13 protein-coding genes and 1 pseudogene are annotated in these 17,001 nt (G+C 47.1%); all 14 read left to right on the forward strand.

Annotated elements, in window-relative coordinates:
* Nucleotides 1–83 precede the first annotated feature (83 nt).
* Nucleotides 84–2,207 carry a polyribonucleotide nucleotidyltransferase gene (gene pnp, locus BLT15_RS04630; RefSeq protein ID WP_089759147.1) on the forward strand — a complete coding sequence of 708 codons (2,124 nt, stop codon included), beginning with the start codon at nt 84–86 and terminating at the stop codon, nt 2,205–2,207.
* A gap of 123 nt (nt 2,208–2,330) precedes the next feature.
* Nucleotides 2,331–3,170, forward strand: a complete 840-nt coding sequence (locus BLT15_RS04635; protein WP_089759249.1) for a deoxyribonuclease IV — start codon at nt 2,331–2,333, stop codon at nt 3,168–3,170.
* Between the two features lie 76 nt (nt 3,171–3,246).
* Nucleotides 3,247–5,694, forward strand: coding sequence for a helicase C-terminal domain-containing protein (locus tag BLT15_RS04640; protein ID WP_089759149.1), 2,448 nt, complete (start codon nt 3,247–3,249; stop codon nt 5,692–5,694).
* Between the two features lie 110 nt (nt 5,695–5,804).
* A complete protein-coding gene (locus BLT15_RS04645) occupies nt 5,805–6,767 on the forward strand; it encodes a cell wall hydrolase (protein WP_089759151.1) in 963 nt (320 codons plus the stop codon).
* A 47-nt stretch (nt 6,768–6,814) separates the two neighbouring features.
* Complete coding sequence (dut, locus tag BLT15_RS04650) at nt 6,815–7,246, forward strand: dUTP diphosphatase (protein WP_089759153.1); 432 nt, start codon at nt 6,815–6,817, stop codon at nt 7,244–7,246.
* Nucleotides 7,247–7,270: 24 nt separating this feature from the next.
* Nucleotides 7,271–8,311, forward strand: coding sequence for an S-methyl-5-thioribose-1-phosphate isomerase (gene mtnA / locus BLT15_RS04655; RefSeq protein WP_089759155.1), 1,041 nt, complete (start codon nt 7,271–7,273; stop codon nt 8,309–8,311).
* Between the two features lie 74 nt (nt 8,312–8,385).
* Nucleotides 8,386–8,520: a desulfoferrodoxin FeS4 iron-binding domain-containing protein gene (locus BLT15_RS04660; protein WP_089759156.1), complete on the forward strand. Its 135-nt coding sequence runs from the start codon at nt 8,386–8,388 to the stop codon at nt 8,518–8,520.
* A gap of 142 nt (nt 8,521–8,662) precedes the next feature.
* Nucleotides 8,663–9,316, forward strand: coding sequence for a TIGR00153 family protein (locus tag BLT15_RS04665; RefSeq protein ID WP_089759158.1), 654 nt, complete (start codon nt 8,663–8,665; stop codon nt 9,314–9,316).
* Nucleotides 9,317–9,337: 21 nt separating this feature from the next.
* A pseudogene (gene glpK / locus BLT15_RS04670) lies at nt 9,338–10,844 on the forward strand (glycerol kinase GlpK).
* A gap of 211 nt (nt 10,845–11,055) precedes the next feature.
* Nucleotides 11,056–12,582, forward strand: a complete 1,527-nt coding sequence (locus tag BLT15_RS04675) for an NAD(P)/FAD-dependent oxidoreductase (RefSeq protein WP_089759160.1) — start codon at nt 11,056–11,058, stop codon at nt 12,580–12,582.
* Nucleotides 12,575–13,855 carry an NAD(P)/FAD-dependent oxidoreductase gene (locus BLT15_RS04680; protein WP_089759163.1) on the forward strand — a complete coding sequence of 427 codons (1,281 nt, stop codon included), beginning with the start codon at nt 12,575–12,577 and terminating at the stop codon, nt 13,853–13,855. Before BLT15_RS04675 ends, BLT15_RS04680 begins: the two co-directional genes overlap by 8 nt.
* Nucleotides 13,855–14,292, forward strand: a complete 438-nt coding sequence (locus tag BLT15_RS04685; RefSeq protein ID WP_089759165.1) for a DUF1667 domain-containing protein — start codon at nt 13,855–13,857, stop codon at nt 14,290–14,292. Before BLT15_RS04680 ends, BLT15_RS04685 begins: the two co-directional genes overlap by 1 nt.
* Nucleotides 14,293–14,403: 111 nt before the next feature.
* The gene (pepV, locus tag BLT15_RS04690; protein ID WP_089759167.1) at nt 14,404–15,849 is read left to right on the forward strand and encodes a dipeptidase PepV; all 1,446 of its coding nucleotides are present in this window, start codon (nt 14,404–14,406) and stop codon (nt 15,847–15,849) included.
* A 48-nt stretch (nt 15,850–15,897) separates the two neighbouring features.
* Nucleotides 15,898–16,917: an AI-2E family transporter gene (locus tag BLT15_RS04695; protein ID WP_089759169.1), complete on the forward strand. Its 1,020-nt coding sequence runs from the start codon at nt 15,898–15,900 to the stop codon at nt 16,915–16,917.
* Nucleotides 16,918–17,001 lie beyond the last annotated feature (84 nt).

Raw genomic sequence — 17,001 nt, forward strand, 5'->3', positions numbered from 1 at the left:
AGACATGAGCGGGTTTAACCACCCGCTCTTATTGTTAACTAAAAATTTCAGGAAAAATAATCGCTTAGCAAGGAGGTTGATTTATGGAAAAGACCTGGAGTACCGAGATAGCAGGAGAAGAACTCTGTTTTGAAACCGGCAAATATGCTCAGCAGGCCAATGGTTCGGTTATGGCAAGTTATGGCGACACGACCATTCTGGTGACCGCCACCATGGAAGAACCGAGAGAGGGTATAGACTATCTACCCCTGATGGTAAATTATGAGGAAAGGGTCTATGCAATCGGTGAAATACCGGGAAGCATAACCAGAAGAGAGGGCAAACCCAGAGATGAAGCGACTTTATTTGCGCGCTTAATCGATAGACCTCTAAGGCCGCTTTTTCCTCAATCACTCCGTCATGATATTCAGGTGATCGCCACAGTATTATCCGTCGACGATGATTGTGCTCCGGAAATTGTGGCCATGAACGGCGCTTCTGCGGCATTGATGATTTCCGATATTCCTTTCGATGGACCTATAGCTGGTGTCAAGATGGGGCTGGTCGATGATGAACTGATTGTCAATCCTGACGATGAGCAGTGTGAAAAAAGCGAACTTGATCTCATGGTAGCCGGCAGCGAGGATGCTGTGATGATGGTTGAGGGCAATGCTCAGGAGCTTTCCGAAGAGATGGTGGTGGAAGCTATCGACACCGCTCACGAACATATAAAAGAGATAGTAAAGCTGCAAAAAGAGATGGCCGCCGAGATCGGCCAGGAAGAGATGGAAGTAGATCCTCCCGAACTACCCGACGAGCTCAAAGATAAGGTGGAAGAGCTGGGCTCTGAAAAGATGAAAGAGGCTGCTTTCACGAAGAAAAAACTGGAACGCGAAGAGAATATGGACGCCGCCCGGGAAGAGATCATGGGCGAGCTCGCTGAAGAATTAGATGAAGAAACATTTTCGGAGTACGAGAATATGCTGGAAGATGAGCTCGATGACCTGGCCAAAAAACTCGTCCGCCGGGAAATAATCGAAAATGGTAAACGCCCTGATGGCAGAGATCTAGATGAAGTCAGGCCGATCGAGTCCGACGTCGGATTTGTTCCCAAGGTACATGGCTGCGGCATGTTCAAAAGAGGAGAAACTCAGACTTTAAGCGTTTTAACTCTGGGAGCATCCAGCGATGAGCAGATTCTTTTTGGACTGGGAGAAGAGGAGACCAAAGGCTTTCTCCATCATTATAACTTCCCGCCTTACAGCGTTGGTGAAACCAATCCGCTCCGCGGTCCGGGCAGAAGAGAGATAGGTCACGGAGCTTTAGGTGAAAAAGCTTTAAGTCCGGTGCTGCCGGACGAGATAGACTTTCCTTATACAATCCGGCTGGTTTCTGAGGTGCTGGAGTCGAACGGTTCTACTTCTCAGGCCAGTATCTGCAGCAGCTGTCTGGCCATGATGGACGGGGGAGTGCCTCTCAAATCGCCGGTGGCCGGAATCGCCATGGGACTGATGAAAGAAGGCGATGATATAGCTATTCTTTCCGATATCCAGGGCCTTGAGGACTTCTTCGGCGATATGGATTTCAAGGTGGCAGGTACCCGCGAAGGTATAACCGCCCTGCAGATGGATATCAAAGTTTCAGGCATTTCCAAAGAGATCATGAAAAAAGCTCTCAATCAGGCCAGAGAGGGCAGGCTGCATATCCTGGACAGGATGAGCGAAGTCATAGCCGAGCCCAGATCTGAACTTTCACCCCATGCCCCGCGCATGATAACTCTGGAGATTGATCCCGATAAAATCCGTCATGTGATAGGACCCGGCGGTAAAATGATCAATAAGATCATAGATAAAACCGGTGCTCAGATAGACATTGAGGATGATGGCACCGTCTACATCCTCTCCGAAGATCAGGAAGGTGGAGAGGAAGCCAGAAATATGATAGAGGAATTAACCCGGGAAGTCGTGGTAGGCGAGATTTATACCGGCAAGGTCAAGAAGATAGTCAATTTCGGAGCTTTTGCCGAGATAGTTCCCGGCCGGGAAGGCCTGATTCATATATCCGAACTGGCTGATTATCACGTCAATGAAGTTGAAGATATTCTGGAAGTCGGAGATGAGGTGCCGGTTAAGGTGACCGAGATCGACGATCAGGACAGATTAAATCTCTCCCGCATCCAGGCCATAAAGGAGATGGATGAAGAAGAGAAAGAAAAGTACGATCTTTAAACATTAGCCTTTTGACCGATTCAGGAGTTTTAAATGGACTTTTCAGTCCATTTAATCTCCTGCTTTTATTTTTTTGTCTTTTTATCTTTTGTTTTGGGTTCAGTCACAACGAGAGGAGAATATATGAAGCTGGGAAAACATGTTTCTATAGCTGGAGGACTGGACAAATCTGTTGAACGGGCCGTCGATATAGGTTGTAATGCCGTACAAATTTTTGTGAAAAATCCGCGAGGCTGGCAGGGCAAGAAACTGACCGAAGAGGCTCAATTTGATTTCAAAGAAGCCAGGCAGGAGGCGGCTTTGGACCCGGTGGTGGTTCATTCCACCTATCTTATCAATATAGCCTCTCCCAAAGAGGATCTCTGGCAGAAATCAGTGGCCGGTCTGAAAGATGACTACCGGCGCTCGGATAGGCTGGGAGCGGATTATCTCGTCTTCCACCCGGGCAGTCATACCGGCTCGGGCCGAAAGGCCGGAATAGAGAAAATAGCCAGGGGTATAGATGAGGTCCTGCAGGATGTGGGAGGCAGCACCGGGCTGCTCCTGGAAAACGTGGACGGAGCGGGAACCAAGATCGGTTCCAGCATGGAAGATCTCAATGAAATTATCTCTCTGAGCGACTTTGGCAGTGAGCTGGGCATCTGTATAGATACATGTCATGCCTTCGCCTATGGTTATGAGGTGAGCAAATACGACGGTCTAAACAGGCTTCTCGATGATATCGATAAAAATATCGGTCTGGAAGCACTGAAGGTTTTGCATATCAATGATTCCGTTCATGAACTGGGCAGCGAAAAAGATGAACATGCTCACATCGGCGAAGGAGAAATCGGTTTTGCAGGTTTTGAGCAGATCATAAATAACGAAGTTATTGAAGATCGGCCTTTCATCCTGGAAACTCCCTGGTTTGATGATCGGGAAGATGATCCAGATGTCGATAAAATAAAAGATATGAGAAAATAGGATATTTTGATAGGATGAACCAGAAAACAAATTCCGAGCAGATCAATTAAAAATACCGGAACAGGAGAATGAGCGAATGGACAGCAAAAAGATGCTTTCCCCCAGCACAGTCGAATTTATGCAGGAAAAAATTGTAAAAGCTGACAGCAATGAGGTCTTTTTTGCCGGCAGCTTCAATGAGGAAAAAAATGCTGTAGAATCCGTCAGGGTAATAGGTCGGGGTAACGAAAAGATGGCCCCGGCTGTAACCTCACAGCTCGAACCGGGGGAGTGCGTAATACATAATCATCCTTCCGGAGATCTACGGCCCTCAGCTGCCGATATTAAAATTGCCTCCAGAATGGGTGATAGAGGAATAGGCTTTATTATAATCGACAATGAAGTTTCGGAAGCCTATGTGGTGGTGGAACCGGCCGCTGTGGCCACACGCGAAGAGCTTTCCGAAGATAAACTCTGCAGTCATCTGCAGAAGGGCAGCAGTCTGGAAAAAATACTCCCCGGTTTTCAGGAGAGAAAAGAACAGCTGAAAGTTTTGAGCAGGGCAATCTCCGCTTTTAACGAGCGGGAAAAGGTGCTGATAGAAGCGGGCACAGGAGTCGGGAAATCCTTTGCCTATCTGCTGCCGGCCATATACTGGAGTCAGCTGAATGGAGATACCGTGGTCGTTTCCACCAATACAATAAATCTGCAGCAGCAGCTGATCGAGAAGGATATTATCCAGCTTAAAAAAATTCTTCCTTTCGATTTCCAGGCGGTCCTTGTCAAGGGGAGGAGCAATTACGTCTGTCTGAGAAGGGTTAAACAGATGATCTCCAGCGGCAGCGAGGAGGAAGAGGGAGAAAAGGAGGAAGAAAAAGAGAGCAGAGCGGAAAAAGTGGCGGAATACATCGACAGCTTGGCCAAGGAAAGCGAGGATTTTGGGGGCAGCTTCAGCGATCTTGATCTTTCTTTATCCCGGGAAATCAGATCTCAGCTGAAATCTGAAAGCGATCTGTGCCTCGGTTCCAGCTGTCATTATTTCGAAAACTGTTATTTTCATAAAGCCCGTGAGCAGTTACACCGCAGCGATATTCTGGTGGTCAATCATCATCTTTTGCTCTCCGATGTTGTTCTGAAGGGAGTTCAGGCCGGAATTATGCCGCGCTTTGATAAGCTGGTGGTCGACGAAGCCCACAACCTTTCTGAGGCCGCTCACAATATAAGCGGTCAGGAATTTTATCCGCCGGAGCTTTTGCGCACCCTGAAAAGGCTTAGAAACTCGCGCGGATCTCCGCTTGTCCGCCTGAGAAATATGGAGGTCGAAATTTCCGCAAATTTAAAAGGGGAGATATATCCCCTGATCGACAATAAAATCTGGCCCCTATGCCGCCGAATCGAGGAATCTCTTAACCAGTATGGAAGAGAGCTGCTCAAGCTGCTTTCCGAAGATGAGCACAGGCTGAGGCTGGAGGCAGGAGTTTTGAATGAGGAGGATAAAAATTCCTGGCAGGAGGCCGGCTTTGGGCTGCTCGAAAAGCTTGATGAGCTGCATAATTATTTGAGCAGAGCTATTGATCTTCTGCAGGCTGCAGAAGATGAGGAAAGACCCGGACAGAAAGGAATAATGGGAGAAATTGTCGGTTATGCCGATCGTATTAAAAACTTTTTTAATTCTCTGGAGATAAATCTTGATTTTAAAAGCCACAGCGATGATTTTGTCTTCTGGCTGCAGCGAGAAAATCACCGCAGTATATATCAGATAAGACAGAAAAACTCCCGCATCGAGGTGGATGAATTTCTGAATGAAGTGCTTTACTCGCGTCTTACCACCCTGGTTTTGACATCGGCAACCCTGGCCACCAGCGGAGATTTTTCCTATTTTAAATCCAAACTGGGGCTGGAAAATGCATCTGAACTGCAGCTTTCATCTCCTTTCGATTATAAAAACCAGGTAAAAGTCTATGCCTCACGGGATCTGCCGCCTGTGAACGACAGCGATTTTGTGGCCAAAATAAGTCCCTATCTGGCAGATTTTCTGCGGGAAAGCCAGGGAGGCTCACTGCTTTTATTTACTTCCTATAAGATGCTCAATGAAACCCGGTATGAGCTAAAAACAAAAATCAAAGACAAAGGTCCTGAACTTCTGGTTCAGGGGGAGTCATCCCGTCGAAAAATACTGGAACGGATGAAAAGAAAGGACAGGTCGATTTTGCTGGGAACTGCCAGTTTTTGGGAAGGTATAGATGTGCCGGGGGACTCTCTCAGCAACCTGGTGATCATGCGTCTGCCTTTTTCTGTGCCGACCGACCCGCTTTTCGCTGCTCGACAGGAACGAGTCGAGGAGCGCGGGGGCAGTCCCTTTATGGAAGTAGCTCTGCCCCGGGCGATAATTAGGTTTAAGCAGGGTTTTGGCAGACTTATAAGATCGAGAGACGACACAGGTAATATTTTGATCATGGACCGGCGCATCCTTGCCCGCCGCTACGGTCAGCACTTTCTTGATTCGCTGCCGGACGGGTGCGAGGTCAATGACGGATTACCCTGATCTTATTTTTCATCTGCAGCTCAGAAGCAGGAAATTTTCTATTATCGAAGAATATTTAAATTAGAATATAATTTAACCAGAACAACTAAAGCAGAGGAATGTGATAGTTAATGCTGCGAATATTATCTGCCACCCATTCTGGCTGTAAAAGCAGGTTTGACAGAGGAAAGCTTATTTTGACGATCAGTCTGATCTTTCTAGTGATTTCATGTGCTTTGCTGGCCGAAACTGCAGAAACAGCAAGATACCGACTGATTTATGTTGTGGGAGAGGGTGATACTCTCAGCCAGATCGCCGGCGAATTTGGCGTATCGACATCTGAGCTGGCGGAATGGAATGGCATCAACAACAATTCGGCGGTTCGGATCGGCAGTGAGCTGGAAATTCCCGTCAGAGGTGAAAAGACAGAAAGAAATTTTGATAAATCATTGACCGAAAGAGAAAACAGCTTTTCGCTAGCTTCGGACAGAGAAATGGCAGTGACAGTAAATCAAGGCAGCGAGAGACCAAAACTTGATCACATTGACCAGAGCGATCTCATCACCTACCATGTGAATGCTGGCGATACACTGTATGATGTGGCCAGAAGTTTTAACACATCGATGAGCGTCTTACGCGAACTAAACGATATGGAAGATAACACTCTCCGCAGCGGAGAGGAAATAGTCGTCCCCATCACTGAATTGAGCGAAAGAGAGGCCCTGGCCCGCTCTATTTCTGATCAGGAATTCGAACTTCTGAGCAGGATCATTCACGGCGAAGCGCAGGGAGAACCTCATCTGGGGCGCGTGGCTGTTGGGGCTGTGGTTTTAAACAGGGTCTTAAGTCACCGCTTTCCCAACAGCATCAGCGAGGTCATATATGATCAGGGACAGTTTTCTCCGGTGCAGGACGGTTCCTATCAGCAGCAGCCATCGGCCGATTCTCGTCAGGCAGCCAGAGAAGCGATCAACGGCAAAGATCCAACCGGAGGTGCTCTTTTCTTTTACAATCCTGACAAAGCAACGGATAGAGAATGGACTCAGCGGCGAGAGAAGGTAGTTACTATCGGCAATCATGTATTCATGAAATAATTTGGTCACAGGATGCAAAAATTGATCAGGATCGGGAGTGAACTGTTTTGAAAATAGAGATTAAAAGACTTGATGATGAGATTCCTCTGCCCGATTACCAGCACGCTGGCGATGCAGGGATGGATATATACTCGGCCGAATCGAAAACCCTGGCACCGGGCGAGAGAGGACTCGTAATGACCGGACTCAAGGTGGCCGTGCCGGAATATCATGCAGGCTTTGTTTATCCGCGCAGCGGCCTGGCTCTGGATGAAGGCGTTACAGTTTTGAATGCTGATGGAGTCATCGATCCAGGTTACCGGGGTGAGGTGGGCGTTTTGCTCATCAATCACGGTCAGAGCGAGTTCGAAATTAAAAAAGGCGATAGGATTGCCCAGTTAATAGTTCAAAAAGTGGAAGAGGTCGAATGGAAGGAAGTTGAGAAGCTTTCCAGATCTGAAAGAGGAGAGGGTGGATTCGGTCATACAGGCAAAAATTAATCACAGGACAGGGGAGGTAATACGATGAAACATCAAACCATGGAGCTAAAAAAAGATGAACTGGTCCTGCTGGACCAGCGGAAATTGCCAGGGAAGGTTGAATATTACACTGCGGAAGATTTTCGCGAGGTCGCTGAGGCCATAAGCAAGATGGTGGTGAGGGGAGCGCCGGCTATTGGAGCTGTCGGAGCTGCTGGTATCTATCTGGCCGCTCTGGAATACAGAAAAATGAGCGCTCAAGAGGCTTTTCAGCAGGTAAATAAAGCAGCCGAAATATTGAAAGAAGCCCGACCGACGGCTGTAAATTTGAGCTGGGCAGTCGATAGAATGATGAGAGTTTTGCAGAAAAACAAAAACAAAAATAGAGAGGCTCTTCTGCGGGTGCTGGAAAATGAAGCGCGCAATATAGCTCAGGAAGATGTCGAGACCAATCGCCAGATCGGACTCTATGGCCACACAGTAATTTCCGATAACAGCAGTGTTTTGACCCACTGCAATACCGGGGCTCTGGCCACGGTCGATTTTGGCACAGCTCTGGGGGTTATCAGAGAGTCCTTCAGGCGCAACAAAAATATTCATGTTTATGCCACCGAAACCCGTCCCAGGCTGCAGGGAGCAAGATTGACCGCTTTCGAACTGGTTGAAGAAAATATTCCCGCCACTCTGATAGTTGAAAGCGCCGTCGCTCCCAAATTGAGAGCCGGCGAAATAGATGTGGTTATAGTCGGGGCCGATAGAATTGCCGCCAACGGAGATACCGCCAACAAGATCGGAACCTATATGATCTCCGAACTGGCTCAACTCCACAGCGTGCCCTTTTATGTTGCCGCTCCGCGCTCAACGGTTGATTATTCTCTGAACAGCGGTCAGGAGATAGAGATAGAGCGCAGATCGCGGGAAGAGGTCGTGAACATTGGTGGCAGCCGGATTGCTCCCGAGGATATAACGGTCGATAACCCTGCTTTCGATATAACTCCGGCCGAAAATATCACGGGCATCATCACCGAACACGGCATAATAAGTCCACCATTTAAATCGGGACTTGACGAGATTAAAGACGATTAAGTTAATAAGTCGATTAGAGGCCATTTAAGCAAAGGACTATCTTAAATAAAGAGCCATCTTAAAGGAGGATAAATATGTCTGTCAGCAAAGAAGGTCAGGTTTACCGTTGTGATGTGTGCGGCAATGTTGTAAAAGTTCTGGAAGTCGGAGGAGGAGAGCTGGTCTGCTGTGGACAGCCCATGAATGCTGTTTCCAGCTATGAAGGGTAAATTTAGAAGATTTAAATCCTGCTCTGCTGAACGGAGATTGATTTTTCGATCAGCAGAGCATTTTTGTGGCAAAAAGTTTTGAGGGCAAATCAGTTAGGGGAATAAATTTGAATTATTTTGGGAGTTAAAAAGGGGGAGAACAATGGAAGATTTGATGGGAGAGGAAAGAGAATTAATCGATCTTTACCGGGAACACACTCAGCTGGTCAGAGACTGCCTGGAATCATTCTGTGAAGCTTTTGAATCTTTTCTGGAAGAGGGTATGACAGCCGATACCAGAGACCTGATTGAAGATGTCAATGAGAGCGAATCGGAAGCTGATAGAGTCAGAAGAGATATAATCAAACTTTTGATCGAAAAAAGATTTCTGCTCTCCAACACCCGCAGGGATTTCTTAACACTGCTTGAGTACACGGATAAAGTAGCTGACTATTCTGAAAGCACTCTCGATTACCTTATGCTCGAATCAGTTGCAATTTCGGGCGAAGACAGAAAAGATTTGATCAATATAATGAAAATCACCGCGGATATGTTCGAATATCTTCAGGAAGCGGTCGATCTGGTATTCCGCGATTATGAACTCGCCCTGGAAAGAGTGGCCGAAATCGAAAAGATGGAATCGGATATCGATACCCTGGAGAAAAAATTGATTGCCCGATTTTCCAACAGGGAAAACCTAAAACCCGGGGAAAAAGCTCTTTACAGGGACATTCTTATCATGATCACCGATCTTTCCGATATAATTGAGGATGCTGGCGATGAAATAGAGGTTATTGTAGCGCTCAGAAGATTATAAACAGACTGCGGGGGGATACCAATGTCTGCCAGCTATATTCTGGCTATCGATCAGGGAACCACCAGCACCCGGGCGATGATATTCGACCAAAAGGGCAAGATCGTGGAAAAATCTCAGCAGGAGTTTCAGCAGATTTATCCGAAATCAGGCTGGGTGGAGCATGATCCTGCTGATATCTGGGAATCGACCAAGTCGGTTATGTCGGCGGCTCTGCAGCAGTCTTCCCTGAAGGCTGAAAATATCGCAGGAATTGGAATCACCAATCAGCGGGAAACCACAATGATCTGGGATAGAGAAACCGGTGAACCCGTATACAACGCTATCGTCTGGCAGTGCCGAAGAACCACCGATATATGTGCTGAATTGAAGGACAGGGGGCTTGAGGACATCTTCCAGCAGAAAACAGGCCTTCTTCTCGACCCTTACTTTTCCGGCACAAAAGTCAAATGGATTCTCGATAATATCGAAGGGGTAAGAGAAAGAGCTGAGAATGGAGAGCTCGTTTTCGGTACGGTCGACAGCTGGCTGATCTGGCGGCTCAGCGGAGGGAAAGAACACGTTACGGATTACACCAACGCTTCCAGGACTTTGATGTACAACATTCACGAGCTAGAATGGGATGAAGACCTTTTGGAAATTCTAGACATTCCCGCCTCTCTGCTGCCGGAGGTACAGGAGAGCAGCAGCATATTTGCCCGTACCTCGCCGCAGAACTTTTTTGGCTATGAAAAGCCCATAGCCGGGATAGCAGGTGATCAGCATTCCGCTACCTTCGCTCAGGCCTGCTATAAAAAAGGCATGATAAAATCCACTTACGGAACCGGCGCTTTTATGCTGATGAATACCGGCGCGGATTCTTACATCTCCGAAAACGGCCTGCTTACCACCATAGGCTGGGGTCTAGAAGGGGAAATCAATTACTGCCTGGAAGGCAGCATCTTCAATGCCGGTTCGGCAGTGCAGTGGCTGAGCGATGAACTGGAGCTTTTGAGCGATCCGGCTGATTCTGAATACTTTGCTCAAAAGGTCGATGATACCGACGGCGTCTATATAGTTCCCGCCTTTACCGGCCTGGGTGCTCCTCAGTGGGAGCCCCGAGCCCGCGGTACTGTTGTGGGAGTGAGCAGAGGCACAACCCGCAATCACCTGATTCGGGCCACACTGGAAGCGGTGGGATATCAAAGCCAGGATCTGCTCGAGGCTATGTACGATGATACCGGTATAGAATGCCGGGAGATAAGGGTTGACGGCGGCGCAGCCAGCAACGGGTTTTTGCTTCAGTTTCTGGCAGATATAGCCGATACAACCGTGCAGCGGCCTGTAAATACCGAGACGACCGCGGCTGGAGCCGCCTATCTGGCCGGACTTGCTGTAAACCTCTGGTCGGATAAAGAGGAGATTAGAGGAATGAGGAGAGTGGATAAGGAAGTTCACACCGGAGATCGATCAAGCCCGCAGGGAGGAGCTTATTTCTGGCTGGAAAAGAGCTATGAAATCGACCCTGGACTGGGCTGAGATCGAGCGGTAAAAGAAGCCTGCTAAAATTTAATTTGCAAATCAGCTCTGAATGGCTTATAATAGAGAACAGAAGATCAAATTCACAAATTATATATAGTTAAACATTTATAGGTTATGGTTGAGAATAAGAGAGAACCATTACCTGCCGGGGCATTTCTATGTCCTGTGGAGGTGATGGTTCTCTTTTTTTGTTTGCCAAAGATATTTGAAGGAGGGTTTTTATGAGTAAAAATACCAGAGATGAGTACGATGTGGTCATTGTGGGCGGGGGAGTTGTGGGGTCAGCCATCGCCCGGGAGCTGAGCAGGTATAATATTTCTCTGTGCCTGGTTGAAAAAGAATCTGATGTGGCTTCTGGAACCTCCAAGGCTAATTCAGGAATCATACACGCCGGTTACAATGCTGCTGAAGATACGCTCAAAGGCAGGCTGAATGTTGAGGCAAATCCCGTCTTTGATGAACTCTGTGCTGATCTGAATGTGCCTTTCGCCAGAATTGGTTCGCTGGTAGTGGGATTTGATAAAGACGATATTGATTATCTGAAGCGGGAAAAGAAAGCAGGAGAAAAAAGAGGTATTCCCGGCCTGAAAATTTTAAACAGGGAGGAACTGCGGGAAAAAGAACCCGACATCCATCCTGAAGCAGAACTGGCACTTTATGCTGAAACGGCCGGTATTGCCTCACCCTACAAGCTGACTATCCGTCTGGCGGAAAATGCAGTGAAAAATGGCGCCGACGTCAGATTGAATACTGAAGTTTTGGAGATCGATACGGAAAAAGGCCGGATTAAAAAGGTGATTACCGATAGAGGCAGCCTAAAATGTTCTGTGGTGGTGAATGCCGCCGGAGTTTACGCCGATAAAATCGCAGCCATGGTCGGTGAGGATTACAGCATAACACCCCGCAAGGGTGAGTATCACCTCCTGGATAAGGAATACGGAGACAGCGTAAATCACGTCATTTTTCCGATGCCCGATGAAAAATCCAAGGGAATTTTAGTCACTCCCACCGTGGCCGGCAATCTGCTTTTAGGACCTAACTCGGTCGAGATAGATGATAAAGAAGATGTTACCGTAAGCGCAGCCGGTCTGCAGGAGGTTAAAGAGGGGAGCAAAAAACTCTTCCCCGATCTGCCGGACGATGGAGTAATAGCTTCCTTTGCCGGCCTGAGAGCGACCCTGCCGCATGAGGATTTCAAGATAGAACCGCTGGAAGAGCCGCTGGGATTTATCGAGGCGGCGGGAATACAATCGCCCGGACTGACCTGTGCTCCCGCCATAGCCTGGATGGTAAGGGATTTGATCGAAGAAATCAGCCCGGATCTGGAAGAGAATCTGGATCTCCAGCTTAAAAAAGATTTTGATCCGACTTTGCCCCATCATCCTCATCTTCGAGATTTTTCCGACTGCCGGCAGAACTGGCAGCCTCAGTTCGAAAAAAACCGCGATTACGGACAGGTCGTCTGCAGGTGTGAACATGTGACCAGAGGAGAGATCATCGATGCTCTCGATAGACCTCTGGTATCGCCGACTCTTGACGGGATAAAAAGAAGAACCAGAGCTGGCGGTGGCAGATGTCAGGGCGGTTTTTGCGGACCGCGCGTGGCCGAAATAATTGCTGAAGAGCTGGGAATTTCTCCTCTGGAAGTGACCAAAAGCGGTCCCGGATCGGAAATTTTAGCCGAGAGGGTCAAAGATTTGAAACCGGATTCCGACTTAACTTACGGGGTAGGTGAAAGCCATGATTAAAAAATGCGAACTGGCCATCATAGGTGCCGGTCCAGCCGGTCTGGCAGCGGCCATTTCCGCCTATGATGCCGGTGTAGAGGACGTTGTTCTGCTGGAAAGAGATAAATATCTGGGTGGTATTCTTCAGCAGTGCATACACAACGGTTTCGGCATAGATTATTTCGATGAAGAACTTACCGGACCTGAGTACGCCGAAAGATTCATAAGGGAAGTCAGAAACAGAGATATCGATGTTAAAATGAACACTATGGTTTTGGATATAAACGAAGATAAACTGATAAGCGCGCTCAATGAAGAGGAAGGGGTGATCAATCTCAAAGCCGAGTCGGTGGTGCTTGCCATGGGCTGCCGGGAACGAACCAGAGAATCGATAAAGATTCCCGGACACAGACCGGCCGGAGTGCTGACAGCGGGAACCGCTCAGCGTTATATTAATATCGAGGGCTATCTTCCGGGAAAAGAGGCGGTAATTCTCGGTTCTGGCGATGTAGGTCTAATAATGGCCCGCAGATTGACGCTGGAAGGAGCCGATGTCAAAGCCGTGCTGGAGATAATGCCCTATTCCTCGGGGCTTATAAGAAACAAAGTGCAGTGTCTGGATGATTTTGGCATCCCTCTCAAATATCAGCATACGGTTAAAAGAATACACGGCCAGGAGAGGCTCGAAGCTGTCGACATCGTGCAGGTCGATGATGATTTTAATGAAATCCCGGGCACCGAGGAAAGGATAAGCTGTGACACATTACTGCTCTCGGTAGGATTGATACCGGAAAATGAGCTGAGTAAAGAGATGGGGCTTGACGTGCTGCCCGACAGCGGCGGGGTTAAAGTAAACGAAAAAAGAGAGACAGAGATTCCGGGTGTTTTTGCCTGCGGCAATGTGCTTCAGGTTCACGATCTGGTCGATTATGTAAGTGAAGAAGCAGAGATAGCCGGGCAGGCAGCAGCGGATTACATTCTGGGAGATCTTGCCGGCCGGGATGAAAAAGTACCTGTCTCTGCCGGTCTGGGTATAAATTATGTGATTCCTCACGAGCTGGAATATCTCTCCCGGGGTGAGAACCGGCTGAAGTTCTTTATGAGAGTTGATTCTCCTCAAGAAGACGTAAATATCGAAGTTGCCACTCCCCGGGGTGGAAAGATAGCATCTTACGGAAGAGATATCGTAACCCCCGGTGAGATGGAATCTGTCACTGTTCCCTATCAGCTTTTCGATAGAGCTGAAAACCTTAAAGAACTGAAAATTTCTCTGACCAGAAAGGAGGAGGACTGATGAGTGAAAATGAGATCGAAGAAACCTTAATCTGCGTCAATTGCCCCAAAGGCTGCCGCATAGAAGTGGAAGCTGAAGGTGATGAAATAATAAATATGGATGGCTATGAGTGTGCACTGGGACGCGATTACGCCATCGAAGAGTTTAAAAACCCCACCCGAATTCTGCCCACTACTGTGAGAGTTAAGGGAGGAGTGCTGCCGCTGGTTCCGGTTAAATCCGAAGATCCGCTGCCCAAAAACAAGATCGGCAGGGCAATGAGAGAACTGGCTGAGGTCGAAGTTCCGGCGCCTGTCCAGCTGGGACAGACTGTAAAATCGAACGTTGCTGGTACAGATGTCGACATGGTGGCCACCCGCACAGTCAAAAAAGATGGTTCTTCAACCCCAGAAAATAAAACTGACAAAAGAAAAAGAAATCGCGAAAAAGTCTGTTGAATAAGTGAATATTGCGGTGAAATTTTGAGCCTCCCCTCCGGGGGGCTTTTTTTGTTAGCTTTTTATGCTAAAATTTGATAAAATGATTTAAGAATAGGAGGTAATTATTATATGGAATTTGCAGATTTAGAAGAGATAATCCATAAATACAGGGAGGATATGATCTCTGCGCTGAAAAAGCTGGTCTCATATGAAAGCGTGGAAGGAGAAAGCCAGCCGGGAAGTCCTTTCGGAGAAGAGGTTGCTGCCTGTCTGGAGGAAGCTTTGAACATCTCGGAAGATCTGGGATTGGAGACAAAAAATTATGAAGGGTATGCCGGTGCTGTTGAAATCGGAGAGGGGGAAGATCTTTTAGGAATACTCTGTCATCTTGACGTAGTGCCTGCAGGTAGTGACTGGAGTTATCCACCTTTTGAAGCGATCGAAGCTGATGATCGAATTTACGGTCGCGGCACTCTGGACAATAAAGGGCCGGCTGTGGGAGCTATTTTTGCCCTCAAAGCTTTAAAAGAGCTGGATATTGAGCTGGATAAAAGAGTCAGAGTCATACTGGGAACCAACGAGGAGAGCGGATTTGCTGGCATAAAATATTATCGGGAAAATGCAGAAATTCCGGAGCTGGCCTTTAGTCCTGATGCTGTTTTTCCCGCCATTCACGCAGAAAAAGGAATACTTATTTTCGATCTGGTTTCTGAATACGATAACAGGGGCAATAACAGCAGCAAAGCTGCTGACTTAAGCGGTGAAGTTAAACTGGTCGATATCGAAGGCGGCGAGGCACCAAACATGGTCCCGGATCGCTGCCGGGCCCGTCTGAAAGGAGATTTTGATTATCTGCTTCAGGAGGTCGAAAGTGCCAACGAATGCCGACCTGAAGATATTCGACTTGAGCTCAACAGAGGAGACGAATATTTTCACCTTATTCAGTACGGCGTGGCAGCTCACGGCAGCAAACCGCAGGACGGTAAAAATGCTGTTTCATACCTGATGGCGTTTTTGGATGCTCTGAACCTTGTTAATGACAATTTAAGCCGTTTTTGCAGCTCTTATAATGAATTGATCGGTCTCGATTATCTGGGGAAAAATATCGGCTGCGCTCTAAAAGATGATGTCTCCGGAAACCTGGTGTTCAATGTGGGTAAAATAAAGGCTGATGATAATCGATCTAGCCTGACAGTCAATATCAGATACCCCGTCAAGGAGACTGCCGAAAAAGTTTATGAGGGGATCGAAAATAAGATAGCCGACCACGGCTTAAAACTGGTTAAAAAAGAGCATAAAGAGCCGCTATTTGTCGATAAAGATGATCCGCTGGTGGAAACTTTGATGAGAGTTTATAACAACATAACAGGAGAAGAGGCTGAACCGATAGCTATCGGCGGCGGTACTTATGCCCGTTCCATGCCCAAAGCTGTGGCTTTCGGGCCTTTATTTCCGGGGGAATCCGAGCTCGCCCATCAAAAAGACGAGTTTATAAAAATCGAAAGTCTGCTGAAGAACGCGGCAATATATGCCTGTGCCATCGCCGAGCTGGCCTCCGATACAAAACTGGGATAATAAGAGCAGGAATATAAAAGTAAAACATAATTTGAGAGATGATAAAAGATGTTTAAATTAAATATCTCCTACAAAACCTTAATAATAAGGATCATTACATTTCTGATCATAGTAGCCGCCCTAAAATTATTTATTTTTCATTTAACACCCTTTTTTCTGGCTTTTCTGGCTGCTCTGATTCTGGAGAAACCGGTTTCTCTGCTTGCAAAGAAAATGCCCAGAATTGTAGCTGTGTTGATAAGTCTCTCGCTGTTTTTAATTATAGTAATAAGCATTATAATGCTTTTAGCTTCCAGTATAATCTCGGAATTGATAGAGCTGGCCCGCCTGCTGCCGGAATACAGGGATGCTATCTCGATGCAGCTGGAAAATCTGATTCAACAGCAGGAAGAATTCTTTGAGGTGATCCCGGACGAGGTGGCTTCGCTGCTCGAGCAGAATCTCTATCTGGTTTATCAGCGCGGAGAAAGAATTCTCTCTCAAACTATGAACAGAATATTGAATATAACATTCAATCTGCCCGGCATTATAATATTTATCATCTTCACTATATTTTCCACTTTCTTTATCAGCCGCGACAAGGAATATATTTTTTCTTCCATATCGAGAAAGGTGGATATATCGGATGAAAACAAACTGAAAATGATCAGCGATTTTTCCACCTATGTCAGGGTCCAGTTTTTCATCATTATTCATACCACTGTCTGGGTGGCTGTAGTTTTAAACCTGCTGGATTTCCCCTACGCATTTATGCTGGCCATTGCTGTCGGTGTGCTCGAACTCATTCCTGTCGTGGGACCAGGAGGAATATTAATCCCCTTATTTTTGCTAAATTTATTCTTCGAACCGCTCCACTCGCTGATATTGATTATAGTTTATATGATAATCTCCGGATTTCGACCTTTTCTGGAATCGAACCTGCTTGCTAAGAGCATCGGAGTGCATCCGCTCATATTGCTGCTGGGACTTTATGTCGGCCTTACCTTTATGGGTTTTCAGGGCATTATTTTAGCCCCGCTCTCGATAATTACTTTCAAGGTGATCATGGTGGCCGATGTAGGGATTTGATAGGATTCGCCTGCAAAGCAGAATTGAATCAAATATAGTTATAATAATGATCTTATACGATACCTATCAAATGATAACAGGAAG

It is taken from the genome of Halarsenatibacter silvermanii, assembly GCF_900103135.1.
In the GTDB taxonomy this organism is placed as follows: domain Bacteria; phylum Bacillota; class Halanaerobiia; order Halanaerobiales; family Halarsenatibacteraceae; genus Halarsenatibacter; species Halarsenatibacter silvermanii.